Origin of the sequence: Afifella sp. YEN Y35, from assembly GCF_047553465.1 — a bacterium.
GTDB lineage: Bacteria > Pseudomonadota > Alphaproteobacteria > Rhizobiales > Afifellaceae > Afifella > Afifella aestuarii.
This window is the reverse complement of sequence record NZ_CP180203.1, coordinates 3,385,258-3,398,947: the sequence shown is the minus strand read 5'-3', so window position 1 is coordinate 3,398,947 and position 13,690 is coordinate 3,385,258. Positions and strand designations below refer to the sequence as shown.

Below are 13,690 nucleotides of genomic sequence, written 5' to 3'. Positions count from 1 at the left end.
CCCTCACCGCGGCGCGAGGCGGATCGCTCCATCGAGGCGGATCGATTCGCCGTTCATATAATCGTTCTCGCAGATGAACTTCACGACATGCGCGTATTCGTGCGCCTGGCCGAGACGTTTTGGAAACGGCACGCCGGCGGCGAGGCTCTCGCGCACTTTCTCCGGCATGCCGGAGACCATCGGCGTCTCGAACACGCCGGGCTGAATGGCGCAGACGCGAATGCCGTATTCGGTGAGGTCGCGCGCGACCGGCAGCGTCATGCCGAGAACGCCGCCCTTGGAGGCGGCATAGGCCGCCTGGCCAATCTGCCCGTCCGTCGCCGCCACCGAAGAGGTCATGACGATGACGCCCCGGCAGCCGTCCGCCGTGATCGGCTGCAACTGCGACATCTCCGGAACCGACTGCGCGATCATCTGATAGGTGCCGATGAGGTTGACCTCCACCACCTTGCGGAACGAGGCCATGTCGTGCGCCTTGAGCTCGCCCGTCTTGCGGTCGGTGCCGAGCGTCTTGCGCCCGAGCGCGATGCCCGCGCAATTCACCAGGATGCGCTCCACGCCATGCGCCGCGCGCGCTTTTTCGACCCCGGCTTCAACGCTCGCGGCATCGGTCACGTCGACCGGCACGAAGGTGCCGCCGATGTCGCCGGCCGTCACCTGGCCCTTCTCCTCGTTCATGTCGAAGATCGTCACCCGCACGCCCTGATGGGCGAGCATGCGCGCCGTCGCCTCGCCGAGACCTGAAGCCCCGCCGGTCACGATCGCTGCGATATCGGAATTGAGCTGCATTCTGTCCTCCCCTTGAAAGCCCGCCAGGCGGGCCCTGACCCTCGCTCTCCCCCTCTTAGCCAAGCCCCGCGTCTTGCGAAAGGACCACTCGCGCCCCAATTGAACACCATCAGATGGGAGCGCCAGATGCCACGTACGGTACCTGATATCGAGATTCTCGGCCCGGAGGATGCGGCCGACAAGGAAGCGGAAATCAAGCGCCGGTTCTGGCCGACGGTCAGGAAGGCGTTGCGCACGATTCCCTTCATGCATGAAGTGGTGTCCGCCTATTACGCCATGCTCGATCCGCGCACGCCGACACGCGCCAAGCTGACGGTGGTGGCAGCCCTCGCGTATTTCGTTTCCCCCTTCGACCTCGTGCCGGATTTCATCGTCGGCCTCGGTTTTCTCGATGACGCCTCGGTTCTGGCGGCAGCGCTGGCCGCCGTCTCCTCCTCCATTCGCGAGGAGCATCGCACCGCCGCCGCGACGGCACTTGAGGAAGAAGTGGGCGCCGGAGCCTGAGGAAACGCCCCCTTCGTCAAATTCTGGCCGTTTTTTCCCAAACAACCATGTCCGCGCATCGAGCCGATCAAACGGATGTCGGCAGGCTTCGCCTGTGGCCCATGCTCGGTTCATGATTTAGTAACCACGATGACGCATCTCTAGAGCGACCATCACGACCGACGCCTCGCCGATGCGGCGAGGCTTCGTAGAAACCACCGATTGCGGGACAGGCATGCTAAGGACATTTCTGACGAGCCTATTTTTGATCGTCGCGACCGCAGCCTTCGCTCAGACGCCGAATTCGCTGGGTCAGTTCAACGATTGGACGGCCTGGAGCTATCCGGGCGACAAGGGCACCGTCTGCTTCATCCACTCCACTCCGAAGAAGGAGATGCCGACGAATCTCAATCACGGCAAAGTCGCCTTCTTCGTGCGCTCCAGCCCGGCTGAAAACATCGGCCACGAGGCGAACTTCGTCGTCGGCTACGCCTTTGAGGACAAGTCGACGGTGACCGTCGACATCGACGGCAAGAAGTTCACGATGTTCACCAAGGGCGACAGCGCCTGGCTTCTGAACGAGGCCGAGGAGCCGCAGCTCTATGCGGCGATGAAGAGCGGGCGCCAGATGGTCGTCACCGGCACATCGCGCCGCGGCAACGAGACGAGCTATCAATTCTCCCTTTCCGGGGTGACGGCGGCGAGCAACAAGGTCGCTTCCGAATGTAAATAACGGCCAAAAGCCGAGATTTTCGAAACGGACCGTCCTGCGGGCGGTCCGTTTTCGTTTGCATGAGCCTGTGCTAAGACCCACCTTCGACACCGCCATGAACGATATGAGCCTTGCCACACCCGCGGCTGCGCCGCGCTTCGACGCGTCCGCACAGCCGCTCTCCACGGATGCTTCCGCCGTCCGCCGTTCCCTCGTCGGCCTGAGCCGCGAGGAGCTCGCCGATGCTTTGGGCGAAATCGGCGTGCCGGAACGGCAGCGCCGTATGCGCGTCAACCAGCTCTGGCACTGGCTCTATCTGCGCGGCGCCACCTCCTTCGATGCCATGACCAATATGGGCAAGGAGCTGCGCGCCGCACTCGACGACAAATTCGCCATTGCCCGCCCGGAAATCATCTCCGAGCAGATTTCCGTCGACGGCACGCGCAAATGGCTGATGCGCTTTCCGGCGCAGGGCGCCGATCGTCCCGGCCCGACGGCGGGCCGCCCGGTCGATGTGGAAACCGTCTATATCCCGGAAGAAGGCCGTGGCACGCTCTGCGTCTCGAGCCAGGTCGGCTGCACCTTGAACTGCACCTTCTGCCACACCGGCACGCAGAAGCTCGTGCGCAACCTGACGCCCGGCGAAATCGTCTCGCAGATCCTGGTGGCGCGCGAGCGCATCGGCGACTTTCCCGATCTTGCGACGCCGCAGGGCGCGATCGTGCCGACGGAAGGCCGCCTCGTCTCCAACATCGTCATGATGGGCATGGGCGAGCCGCTCTATAATTTCGAGAATGTTCGCGACGCGCTTCTGATCGCCTCCGACGGCGAGGGCCTGTCCCTGTCGAAGCGGCGCATCACCCTGTCGACCTCGGGCGTCGTTCCGGGCATTTTCCGCACCGGCGAGGAAATCGGCTGCATGCTGGCGATTTCGCTCCATGCCGTGCGCGACGATCTTCGCGACGAGATCGTGCCGATCAACCGCAAATGGCCGATCGCCGAGCTTCTCGATGCGTGTCGCGCCTATCCGGGCATGTCGAACGCCCGCCGCATCACCTTCGAATATGTGATGCTCGAGGGCATCAACGATTCGCTCGCCGAGGCGAAGGAGCTCGTGCGGCTCCTCAAAGGCATTCCGGCGAAAATCAATCTCATCCCGTTCAATCCCTGGCCCGGCAGCCCGTATCAATGCTCCGACTGGGACCAGATCGAGCGTTTCGCCGAGGTGGTGAACCGCGCCGGCTACGCCTCGCCGATCCGCACCCCGCGCGGACGTGACATCTTCGCCGCCTGCGGCCAGCTGAAGAGCGCCAGCGAACGTCTGAAGAAGCGCGAGCGCGAAGCGGCGCCGGCGCTCGCAGCGGAAGGCTGAGCGCCACCGGCATGGCCCGGGTCTGGCGGATCATCCTCCTCATACCGCTCGCTTTCATCGCCGCCTGCTGGGCGGCGGCGGCGGTCCTCTATTTCTCCGTCCCGCCGGAGCTTCATCCGGGTGAAGCGCTTCAGGATTACGCCTTCAAGGCAGCGCTCATTTCCTTCTTCGCCGCCTTCGTCGTCGGCGCCGTCGCCGGCATCCCGGCCTTCCTGATGATCCTGTTTGCGGAAAGCTTCGGCTGGCGCTCGCTCATCCTGCATCTCGTCTTCGGCGCGGTGGTCGGCTCGGCCGCGACCATCCTCGGCATTGCCGGCCCGCCGGCGTCCGAATTCTCCGACATCGCGATCTTCGCCGCCGCGGGCACGGTCGGCGCCTTCGTCTACTGGCTTCTCGCCGGGCGCCACGCCGGGGGCTAGGCTGGGGGGCTGGGCCGGCGGCTAGGCCGGGCCGATCCGCGGCAAATCCTCGCTTTTCGGCCAGATTGCCCGCGATTATCGCTTGCGCCTCGGGCACACGGCACTACCTTTCGCCCGCATTCACCGGAGGTTTTCATGCGCCCGCTCACCGGCCTTCGCGTCGCTCTCATCGGCTTCGTGGCCATCTTTCTCGCCTCTTGCGGCGTCAACACCATTCCGACCTACGAGGAACAGGCGAAGGCCGCCTGGAGCCAGGTCGAGAACCAGTATCAGCGTCGTGCCGATCTCGTCCCGAACCTCGTGGAGACCGTGAAGGGCTTTGCCCGTCAGGAAAAAGACGTCCTGACCTCCGTCGTGGAGGCCCGCTCCAAGGCGACGCAGACCAATCTCAACGTCGATCCGACGGACCCGGAAGCCATGCGCCGCTATCAGGAAGCGCAGGGCGAGCTCGGCGCCGCCCTCGGCCGGCTTCTCGCCATCACCGAGAATTATCCCGATCTCAAGTCCAACCAGAATTTTCTGGCGCTGCAATCGCAGCTCGAAGGCACGGAAAACCGCATCGCGGTGGCGCGTCGCGACTACATCGACGCCGTCCGCAAATACAACACCGAGCTCAAGACGTTTCCGGGTCGGCTCTGGGCGATGACGCTTTATTCCGGCTATGAGCCGATGGCGAATTTCGAAACCGCACCTGAAAACGCCAACGCCCCGCAGGTCGATTTCGGCGGCGGCAATGCGCCGGGCGTGACGTTCGACGCTCCCGCGAACGGCAACGCCCCGGCCAACGAAAACCAGCCGGCCAACGAACCCGCCACCGGCACCGGCAACTGATCTGAGACGAGAGACGTTTTGCGCGCCCTTCTTGCTGCTGTTCTGATCCTCGTCGCGCCGGCCTTCATCGCGCCGGCCGCCGCCCAGGATTTCCCGAAACTCACCGGCCGCGTCGTCGATGCGGCCGATCTCCTCTCGCCCACCGAAGAGGCGGAGCTCGTCGCCCTCTCCGACGATCTGGAAAAGAAGACCTCCGACCAGCTCGTCATCGCCACCGTCCCCTCGCTCGGCGGCCGCTCCATCGAAGAATACGGCGTCGATCTCGGCCGCGCCTGGCAGATCGGGCAGAAGGACAAGGACAACGGCGTCCTTCTCCTCGTCGCGCCCAACGAGCGTCAGGTGAGGATCGAGGTCGGCTACGGCCTTGAGCCCACCCTCACCGACGCGATCTCCAAACTCATCATCGAAGGCTCGATCATCCCCCGCTTCAAGGCGGGCGATTTCCCAGGCGGCATCACCCGCGGCGTCGAAGACATCGTCGCCGTCCTCGGCGGCGACCGCGAGGCCTGGGTCAAGCGCGCCAAGGAACGCGTGCCGGAGGGCGACATCGGCCCCACCATCTTCACGATGATCTTCCTGGCCGTCTTCTTCATCATCATGTTCTCCGGCCTCTTCGGCCCGCGCGGAAAGGGCCGCCGCAGCAGCGGGTTTCGCGCAGGTCTGAGCAATTACGGCGGCGGCTTCGGTGGCGGCGGCGGCGGATTTTCCGGCGGCGGCGGCTCCTTCGGCGGCGGCGGCTCGTCGGGCAGCTGGTAGGAGACGGACATGGCCATTCTCGACCCCACCGAACACGCCCGCATCGCCGAAGCGATCCGGACGGCCGAAAGCGGCACCTCCGGCGAGATTTTCGCCGTCGCCGCAGAGACGAGCGACAGCTATCGCTTCATCCCGCTCCTCTGGGCGGTGCTTGCCACGCTCTTTGCCGGCATTGCCGTCGCCTTCCTCTACCCGCTCGCCGAAGCCTGGCTCACCGCCCCCGCGCCCGGCAATGAATGGCTCGCGCAATCGCACGACCTCTGGGGCGACGGCCTCGATGCGCGCGTCGTGGCCGCCGGCGAGGTCGTCCTCCTGATCCTTCTCGGGCTCCTCGCCTCGCTGCCGTCGCTCCGGCCCCTCCTGGTGCCGGAATTCGTCCGCCGCCAGCGCGCCGAGCGTCATGCCATGCAGCAATTCATGGCGCACAATCTCCACGGAACCGCAGGCCGCACCGGCATCCTGATCTTCGTGTCGCTGGCGGAACGCTATGCGGCGATCATCGCCGATCAGGGCATCGACGCCCATGTCGACCAGAGCGTCTGGGACGAGATCGTGGCCGAGCTCATCGAGGACAGCCGCAAGGGTGCCCTGGCCGACGGCCTGGTGAAGGCGATCGCCGCCTGCGGAAAAATCCTCGAGGAACATATTCCGGCGGGCCAGGAAAACCCGAACGAACTGCCCGACAAGCTCGTCGAAGTCTGAACCCGACGCCAGAGATCGGGGCGGCCGGCCAGGCCGCCGCCCCATCGCACATCCGCGCTGAAACGCGTTCAATCCGCCTTGAGCGACAGCTTTCCGCACCATCCGTCCCGGTGGCCGCCGGCATAGGCCCGCACCAGCCCCTCCTGCAGCAGCAGGGCGCCGAGATCGCGGCCCTTCGCATCGCGCACATCGGCGACGACCCGACCGCCATATTTGTCGCTCTCCACCTCGCTCAAGGTCACGGCGGGATCGGTGACGAGCGCGGCGAGCGCATCCGTCGCCGCCAGCGCCTGCGCCTTTTCCGCCGCGCAGCGCGCACGCAGCTCCGGTGCGTCGATGCCGCGCAGCCGCACCAGAACCCGCACCTCCTGATCGAGCCAGATCGTCGCCCGCACCGCCAGCGTATCGCCGTCGACGACCCGCTCCACCACCGCCCGGTAGAGCCCCGGCAGCTCGGAACCCGCCGCAGCCGGCAGAGCCGGCACGGCAAAAGCGAGAAGCGACAGGGCGAATCGATCTAGGAACATGTTCCTACAATAGCGAATGCCGGTTAATTGACAATGTGGAAACAGCCGGCTCGGTCGCCGGTCGGTCAGACGATCGGTTTCGATCGGATCACTGCAGGCACGGCAAAGCCTCGAGGGGTCTCGGTGCACGGACGCAGTTATTCAAGCATTGGAAGTGACAAGGCGGACTTTCGACGTCACAATCCTTTTTCAGAATAAGCGACAGGCCGTCATCTCTTCTTAGGAGCGGCAAAAATTTTATAAATTCGGGCATGCATGTATTTATAGACGAATCGGGCGATCCAGGGTTTAAGCTTGAACGGGGCTCGACACCGATATTCGTCACATCAATGGTTGTGTTTCAGAACTCTTCTGACGCGCAAGAGACGAGCCTTCATATTGCGGCACTACGAAGTCAGCTGAGGGTCCAGCCTGAATTCAAGTTCAACAAGTGCAGCGGGTCGGTACGAGACGCATTCTTTGACGGTCTTTCTACGCATGAATTTTCGGTCCGGGCAGTGGTTGTACAGAAGCATCTCATACACTCCGAAGCCCTTCGGACGGTCAAAAAAAGCTTTTACAAGTTCTTTGTTCGGATGATGATGCAAAACGACGGAGGCGTCCTCAGAGACGCCAAAGTCGTGATTGATGGGTCCGGCGATCGCCTATTCAAGAAACAATTGCGGGCTTACCTGAGACAACACATCGAAACGGGTTGCGTCAGAAAATGGGACCTGAAGGAATCGACCCGAGACCCCTTAATACAACTTGCCGACATGACAGCCGGCGCGATCGCGCGGTCGTACCGACAAGATCGCAAAGAAGCCAGCCGGTGGCGCGATATGCGCCACGACAATGGCCAGCTGCAGAACGTATGGGAGTTCAGGTGAAATTGCGCTCCTGCGTCCTATCCAATCCCTTGGGACTGGCACGCACACCATCCGGCGACAGTTCGGATCGCAGGAGCGACTTGGCAGCACTTAAGATATACAGTCGATCTAGATAGTCCAGAAATTCTTGATAGATATGAGACAACGAGACCCGCGGGAACGACGTAGAGACGCCGCCCCTATCGATTTAATTACGCAAGCGCGCCTGCCGCGGCTTTGAGGCCGGCAAACGCGCCGGCCCGCCTTCCCCCTGATCAATTCAGGCTGATCAAGTCAGCCTGATCAGCCCGTCAGAAATCGATCGCACGGCCTTTGCGCTCCCAGTCGCCGAAGCGCACCGGCTCGGGGCCTTCCCCGCCGTTGAACTCTTTTGCCCGGGCCGCCTCCGCGGCGGCGCGCGCCTCGGCCTCTTGTCTGCGGCGCTCTTCGGCTTCGGCGAGCGCCCGTTTGGCGGCCTCCGGGAGCTCGCGCCGCGGCGTCGCCGCCGTTTCGGCCTGAATTCCCTCTCCGGAGGATTTGTTCGGCGCCTCGTTCATCCGCGTCTCCGTCATCATCGCCTCGTCACTGAGCGATATCTAGCAATCCCGGCCGCTCATTTCGACCGACCGGGAAAGCTTCGGAGATCTTTTCGTGCGGGCGACGCGCCCCCGTCAGGCGGCGCGCACATCCTCCAGGAATTCGCGCACCATGGCGCGCAGCGAGCCGGCATGCTGGTTGAGCTCCTCGGCCGCCGACAAAACCTGGCCGGAAGCGGAGCCCGTCTCGCCGGCCGCCTGCGTCACGCCGACGATGGTGCTCGACACTTCCGATGTGCCGGACGCCGCTTCGTGGACGTTGCGGGCGATCTCCTGGGTGGCGACGTTCTGCTCCTCCACCGATCCCGCGATCGCGACGGTGACCTCGCTCACCTCCTGGATGGCAGTGACGATATTCTCGATCGCCTCCACGGCGCTGCCCGTTCCGGCCTGCACGTCGCCGATCTGCCGGCTGATGTCCTCCGTGGCTTTCGCCGTCTGGGTGGCGAGACTTTTCACCTCGGCGGCGACGACCGCAAAGCCCTTGCCGGATTCGCCGGCTCTCGCCGCTTCGATCGTCGCATTGAGCGCGAGAAGGTTCGTCTGGTTGGCGATGTCGGCAATGAGATGCACGACCTCGTCGATTTTCTTCACCGAGACGGCAAGCCCCTGAACCACGCCGCGGCTCTGCTCGGCGCTGTCGCTCACCGTCTTCGCCATATCGGTCGATTGCTGCACCTGTCGGGCGATCTCCTGAACCGAGGACGACAATTCCTCGGCCGCGGCCGAAACGGTCTGCACATTCGTCGAGGCCTGTTCGGAGGCAGCGGCGACGGTCGTTGCCTGGCTGCTCGTTTCCTCGGCGATCGCCGACATGCTCTCCGCCGTCAGCTTGAGCGTCGTGGCGGACGCCCCGACCGTTTCGAGAATTCCCGAAACCGCCTCGTCGAACCGGGCATTGAGCGCCTCGATCCGGCTCGCCCGCTTTTCGCGCAATTCCCGCTCGCGGGCCTGCGCGGCGGCAAGCTCCTCCGCCTTGATCATGCTCGCCTTGAAATCGGAAAGGGCGCGGTTGATGTCGCCGATCTCGTCGGCGCGGTCGGTATCGACGATCGGCGTATCGAGATGCCCGTCCTGAAGCGCACGGATCGTGCCGACGCTGCGTGCCAGCGGGCGCCGGATCATCCGGTGTGTAAGGAGCGCAAGCACCGCCCCAAGCAGCACCACCAGCGCCAATCCTCCGATCACAAGCCATTGCGACAGCTGGTGCGCCGGGCGCATGATCACGGCCTCAGGCACGGAGACGATGACCGCCCAATTGCGCCCGAAATCCTGGATCGGCGTCGGCACGATGACGTGAAGGATACCGGCATCGTCACGCACGAGCTGACGGGTTCCCTCGCTCAGGGCTTTTTCGATCCCGGGCGCCAGCTCCGGCTCCGTGTCGCTGACGGACTTGCCGAGATTTTCCGCTTCGTCCGTCGCCGTCCACAACCCGCCATGCGACACGAGGCGCACATGGCCGACATCATAAGGATGGATCGCGGCAAATTCCTTCGACAGACCCGAAAGCTCGATGTCGACACCCGCCACGCCGACCGTCTTTCCATCCACGTCGAGCGGAAACGCGGCCGAAGCCAGCATGATGTCCTTGCCGTCGATCGTGTAGATCGTCGGATCCGTCATGAAGGCCCGGCCGCTCTGGAAAGGCTCCTGATACCACGGCAGATCGGTGTTTCCCGCACTCGTCGCCTGCAGGCCGGAGCCGTAATTGTAGTAATAGGGTGCGAAGCGGCCGGTTGCGGTCTGCGTCTTGACGGCGGCCTGGCCGGCCAGCTCTGCGTCGCGTCCGTCGAAGAGGTTCGGCTCGAACACGGCCCAGGCTCCCGCGAGGGCGGCATCCCGCTCCATCAGCTGCTCCAGGACCCGCGTTGCTCCGGAGCGTTCACGGTATCCCGCCTCCATCAGCGCCTCGATTGAGCTGTCGAGCGTCTTGGCGGTCTGCATCATTCCGCCGAGCCGGCTGCGCACGTTCTGCGCCTGCGCCTGCCCGGTCTCCTCCAGCCGCTGCGTTGCCAGCTCGTTGACCGAATTCGTGACGAAAGTTGAGATCGTGGCGATCCCGATGATTAAAAGAAAAGCGATGAGGCCGACGCTCGCCAGGGCGAGACGTAACCCGATCGACCGAAACTTCGACATGTAACCCCCTCGAGATGACGTTGCAGGACTTCGTTGAGACGGTTCGTGAGATTTTGCGGCGAGCCCGCTTCCCGCGTATTTGCCGAAAACCTGCTCCGCCCTGCCAATTCGCCCAAAACCGACCCTGCAACGGCGGCAACGTTCACAAGCTAACTGGTGCCGGGCTTGCGTGACGTTGCGTCAGAGATCTTGCCGCGGTGAAGCCAAACCGTATCCGCCGCCTTCCAGGCGCACGTCGAATGCTGCAAACTTGTGCAGAAGAACGGACAAACGTGCCCGCTGGAGACTGGGACGATTGCGTGGCGATGGCTTAAGAACCTGATTTGACGCGGCTTTCTCCGCCTCGGTCGAGTTGCGGATTGAAGCCGGCTCATCGACACCCAAAATATGCAGACACGCCATTTATGGGTCGGAGCAAACAAGACGATGAACATGATGAAGACGGCCATGTTGCTGGCCGCCCTGACCGCCCTTTTCATGGGCGTCGGCTATCTCGTCGGCGGTTCCGGAGGTGCCTTCATCGCCTTTCTCTTCGCCGCCGGCATGAACCTCTTTTCCTATTGGAACGCCGACAAGCTCGTCCTCAAAATGCACAATGCGCATGAGGTCGACGAACGTTCGGCGCCCGATTTCGTCGGCATGATCCGCCAGCTTGCGGAGCGCGCCGATCTGCCCATGCCGAAAGTCTATCTCATCGACAGCGACCAGCCGAACGCCTTCGCCACCGGCCGCAATCCGGAAAATGCGGCCGTCGCCGCGACGACCGGACTGTTGCAGCAGCTCAGCCACGAAGAGGTGGCGGGCGTCATGGCGCATGAGCTCGCGCATGTGAAGAACCGTGATACTCTGACCATGACGATCACGGCGACGCTCGCCGGTGCCATTTCGATGCTCGGCAATTTCGCGCTCTTCTTTGGCGGCTCGCGCGACAACAACTCGCCTTTCGGGTTCGTCGGCGTGCTTCTCGCCGCGCTGACGGCGCCTTTCGCCGCGATGCTCGTGCAAATGGCGATCTCGCGCACGCGCGAATATTCCGCCGACCGCGACGGGGCGGCGATCGCCGGCAATCCGCTCTGGCTCGCTTCCGCGCTCGGCAAGATCGCCGGCTCGGCCAAACGTCGTCCGATGATGAGCGCGGAGCAGAATCCCGCCTCCGCGCATCTCTTCATCATCAACCCCCTGTCGGGTGCGCGCATGGACAACCTCTTTTCCACGCACCCGTCGACGGAAAACCGCATCGCCGCCCTGCAGGAGATGGCATCAGGCGGCGGCGGGCCGGCCATTCCGCGCCAGGCCTCCCGCCCCGCAATGGAGTCCGGCCCCGCCGCGCGCGGCCCTTCCGGGCCCTGGGGTTCCGCCGGTACGGGCCGTCCGAGCTCCGGCACGGTGCCGCAGACCGGTCGCAGACGCAGCGGCCCCTGGGGCTTAGCTTTCTGGGGCCGATTCTTCCGGGCTGAGGTTTCCGGGCGCTGAATCCGCAAGGGCGTCGCGACGCCCGTGCGCAGAAGAAGGGCACGGACGAGAAGCCACAGGGACGGTGAGCCGGCCTTCGCCACCATCTTTTGACCATTCCTGCATGCGACACGCAGAAGGACGATTCGAACGGCGCCACCCCGGGTGGCGCCGTCGCTTTGCGGCGTCCCTGCCGCAGAGCTGCGATACGGCGATGGCCAAGCGCTGGTCGCGCGGGTAGGAAGACAGGATGACGACAAAAAATCGGCGAGCCGCTCATGAGCGCTGACGAGGGCGCGCGTCGCGATGTCCGCGAACCGCACGACACGCAGGAAAGCCGCGCCGCCTCCGGAGCACGGCCGCATCGCTCTGGCGCTGGCAAAGGCGCAAGCAAGAGCGGCGGCAAGACGGGCGCCAAGGCAAGTGGAAGGGGCACGGCGCAGCCCGGCCCGCCGGGCCTTGCCGCACGCGATGCCGCGACCGCCATCCTCCTCAAAGTGGTGCGCGACGGCTCTCCGCTCGGTCCCCTTCTGGAGGCGGGCGGCGCACCGGGCTTTCGCGCCTTGTCGGCGCAGGACAAGGGGCTCGTGCGGGCAATCCTCGATGCGGCGCTGCGCCACCGCGGCGCCATCGAGGATGCGATCAGAAAGCGCCTGGAACGCCCTCTCGACGAGAAGGCCCACCGCCTCTCCGCCCTCCTGCATCTTGGTGCCACGCAAATCCTTTATCTCGACGTTCCCGACCATGCGGCGATCAATCTCGCCGTGACGGCGGCCGGCCGCGACCGGCGCACCGCCAAGACCAAGGGGCTGGTCAATTCCGTGCTGCGGCGCATCGCCCGCGAGCGGGGCGAGATCCTGGCCTCTGCGGCTTCAGTGAACGGCGCGCCCGACTGGATGATTGCGCGCTGGGAGAAAAACTGGGGTCCGGAGCGCACCGCCGCGATCCTCGCCGCCCATGCCGACGCGCCCCCGCTCGATCTGACGGCGAAATCAGATCCGGCCGAACTTGCCGAACGTCTGTCGGGCGATCTTCTGCCGAACGGCAGCATCCGTCTCGATCGTCTTCACACCGTCTCCAAACTCCCCGGCTACGACAGCGGGGATTGGTGGGTGCAGGATGCGGCCGCCGCAATCCCCGCCCGTCTCCTCGGGGATATCTCGGGCAAGCGCGTCGCCGACCTCTGTGCCGCACCCGGCGGCAAGACAGCGCAGCTTGCAGCCGCCGGCGCGCTCGTGACGGCCGTCGAGAAATCCGCCTCGCGCATGCGCCGGCTCAAGGGCAACCTCGAAAGATTGCGTCTCTCGGCGGAATTCGCCGAGGCCGACGTTTTTTCCTTCCAGCCCGCGGAATCCTTCGATTTTATCCTTCTCGACGCACCTTGCTCGGCGACCGGCACCATTCGCAGGCATCCGGATCTGCCCTGGACGAAGCGCGAAGACGACATCGTGACGCTGCGCGAGCTCCAGCAAAAGATGCTGGCGCAGGCCGCTAACTGGCTGAAGCCAGGCGGAATTCTCGTTTACGCCACCTGCTCGCTCGAGCCCGAGGAGGGCGAGGAGCAGGCCCACATCTTCACCAAGAGCCACGCCATGTTCGAGCCGATGCCGCTCAAGACCGCGGAATTCCCCGAGCTTCAGGACTTTTCCACGCCTGAGGGTTTCTTCCGTTCGCTGCCTGGAATGGCGTTTGGTGGCGATCTTCGCGGCGTCGACGGCTTCTTCGCCGCCCGCTGGCGGCGGCTCAATTGAGCGAAAAAGCAGTGGGCGCGCGGTTTCCGGGCCTCTCGCCTCGCTTGCCAAGAATCGCAAACCCCGTTACGCGCCAATAATATGGCACCCCTGGCCTCGAGCGACCGATGGAGGCTGACGCTCTCACGCGCCGAACGCGTGAGCCGCCGTCTCCGCTTGGGCACGCTCATCGGAACACCCGCTTTCATTGGTGGCGGTGGCAGATCACAGCTTTTGATTGCCCCGCCCGACCTCCGAACCGCCGATCCGACGATCGCGGAAGAGGTCTATTCGGGCCGATTTTCCTTTGCAGGACAATGGGTTGAGACGAAGG

13 protein-coding genes and 1 pseudogene are annotated in these 13,690 nt (G+C 64.4%); 10 read left to right on the top strand and 4 right to left on the bottom strand.

Annotation, left to right across the window (positions count from 1 at the left end):
• Positions 1-3: 3 nt before the first annotated feature.
• Positions 4-789, bottom strand: a complete 786-nt coding sequence (locus tag ACK8CP_RS16105) for an SDR family NAD(P)-dependent oxidoreductase (RefSeq protein WP_234630166.1) — start codon at positions 787-789, stop codon at positions 4-6.
• Positions 790-915: 126 nt separating this feature from the next.
• On the opposite strand from ACK8CP_RS16105, the gene ACK8CP_RS16100 reads away from it, so the two are divergent.
• The 7 genes and pseudogenes from ACK8CP_RS16100 to ACK8CP_RS16070 all read left to right on the top strand — a co-directional run bounded on the left by ACK8CP_RS16100 (position 916) and on the right by ACK8CP_RS16070 (position 6,064).
• Positions 916-1,293, top strand: a complete 378-nt coding sequence (locus ACK8CP_RS16100) for a YkvA family protein (protein ID WP_234630165.1) — start codon at positions 916-918, stop codon at positions 1,291-1,293.
• Positions 1,294-1,537: 244 nt separating this feature from the next.
• The gene (locus tag ACK8CP_RS16095; protein WP_414832492.1) at positions 1,538-2,005 is read left to right on the top strand and encodes an invasion associated locus B family protein; all 468 of its coding nucleotides are present in this window, start codon (positions 1,538-1,540) and stop codon (positions 2,003-2,005) included.
• A gap of 103 nt (positions 2,006-2,108) precedes the next feature.
• Positions 2,109-3,356, top strand: coding sequence for a 23S rRNA (adenine(2503)-C(2))-methyltransferase RlmN (gene rlmN, locus ACK8CP_RS16090; RefSeq protein WP_414834285.1), 1,248 nt, complete (start codon positions 2,109-2,111; stop codon positions 3,354-3,356).
• 11 nt (positions 3,357-3,367) lie between these two features.
• Positions 3,368-3,775, top strand: coding sequence for a hypothetical protein (locus ACK8CP_RS16085; RefSeq protein ID WP_234630163.1), 408 nt, complete (start codon positions 3,368-3,370; stop codon positions 3,773-3,775).
• A gap of 135 nt (positions 3,776-3,910) precedes the next feature.
• A pseudogene (locus ACK8CP_RS16080) lies at positions 3,911-4,498 on the top strand (LemA family protein); the annotation flags it as partial.
• Between the two features lie 126 nt (positions 4,499-4,624).
• Positions 4,625-5,362 carry a TPM domain-containing protein gene (locus tag ACK8CP_RS16075; protein WP_414832491.1) on the top strand — a complete coding sequence of 246 codons (738 nt, stop codon included), beginning with the start codon at positions 4,625-4,627 and terminating at the stop codon, positions 5,360-5,362.
• Between the two features lie 9 nt (positions 5,363-5,371).
• Complete coding sequence (locus ACK8CP_RS16070) at positions 5,372-6,064, top strand: TPM domain-containing protein (protein ID WP_414832490.1); 693 nt, start codon at positions 5,372-5,374, stop codon at positions 6,062-6,064.
• Between the two features lie 68 nt (positions 6,065-6,132).
• Here ACK8CP_RS16070 and ACK8CP_RS16065 read toward each other — a convergent pair whose 3' ends face one another.
• The gene (locus ACK8CP_RS16065) at positions 6,133-6,591 is read right to left on the bottom strand and encodes a thermonuclease family protein (protein ID WP_234630159.1); all 459 of its coding nucleotides are present in this window, start codon (positions 6,589-6,591) and stop codon (positions 6,133-6,135) included.
• 251 nt (positions 6,592-6,842) lie between these two features.
• On the opposite strand from ACK8CP_RS16065, the gene ACK8CP_RS16060 reads away from it, so the two are divergent.
• Positions 6,843-7,460 (top strand): DUF3800 domain-containing protein, encoded by a 618-nt coding sequence (locus ACK8CP_RS16060; protein ID WP_414832489.1) that lies wholly within the window; start codon positions 6,843-6,845, stop codon positions 7,458-7,460.
• A 290-nt stretch (positions 7,461-7,750) separates the two neighbouring features.
• Here the strand turns inward: ACK8CP_RS16060 and ACK8CP_RS16055 are convergent, their stop codons facing one another.
• Positions 7,751-7,996 (bottom strand): DUF1674 domain-containing protein, encoded by a 246-nt coding sequence (locus tag ACK8CP_RS16055; protein WP_234630157.1) that lies wholly within the window; start codon positions 7,994-7,996, stop codon positions 7,751-7,753.
• Between the two features lie 114 nt (positions 7,997-8,110).
• A complete protein-coding gene (locus tag ACK8CP_RS16050) occupies positions 8,111-10,174 on the bottom strand; it encodes a methyl-accepting chemotaxis protein (RefSeq protein ID WP_414832488.1) in 2,064 nt (687 codons plus the stop codon).
• 426 nt (positions 10,175-10,600) lie between these two features.
• Here ACK8CP_RS16050 and htpX point away from each other — a divergent pair, with 426 nt between their 5' ends.
• Both htpX and ACK8CP_RS16040 read left to right on the top strand, forming a co-directional pair.
• Positions 10,601-11,647, top strand: coding sequence for a zinc metalloprotease HtpX (htpX, locus tag ACK8CP_RS16045; RefSeq protein WP_414832487.1), 1,047 nt, complete (start codon positions 10,601-10,603; stop codon positions 11,645-11,647).
• Positions 11,648-11,904: 257 nt separating this feature from the next.
• Positions 11,905-13,377: an RsmB/NOP family class I SAM-dependent RNA methyltransferase gene (locus ACK8CP_RS16040; RefSeq protein WP_414832486.1), complete on the top strand. Its 1,473-nt coding sequence runs from the start codon at positions 11,905-11,907 to the stop codon at positions 13,375-13,377.
• Positions 13,378-13,690: the final 313 nt, after the last annotated feature.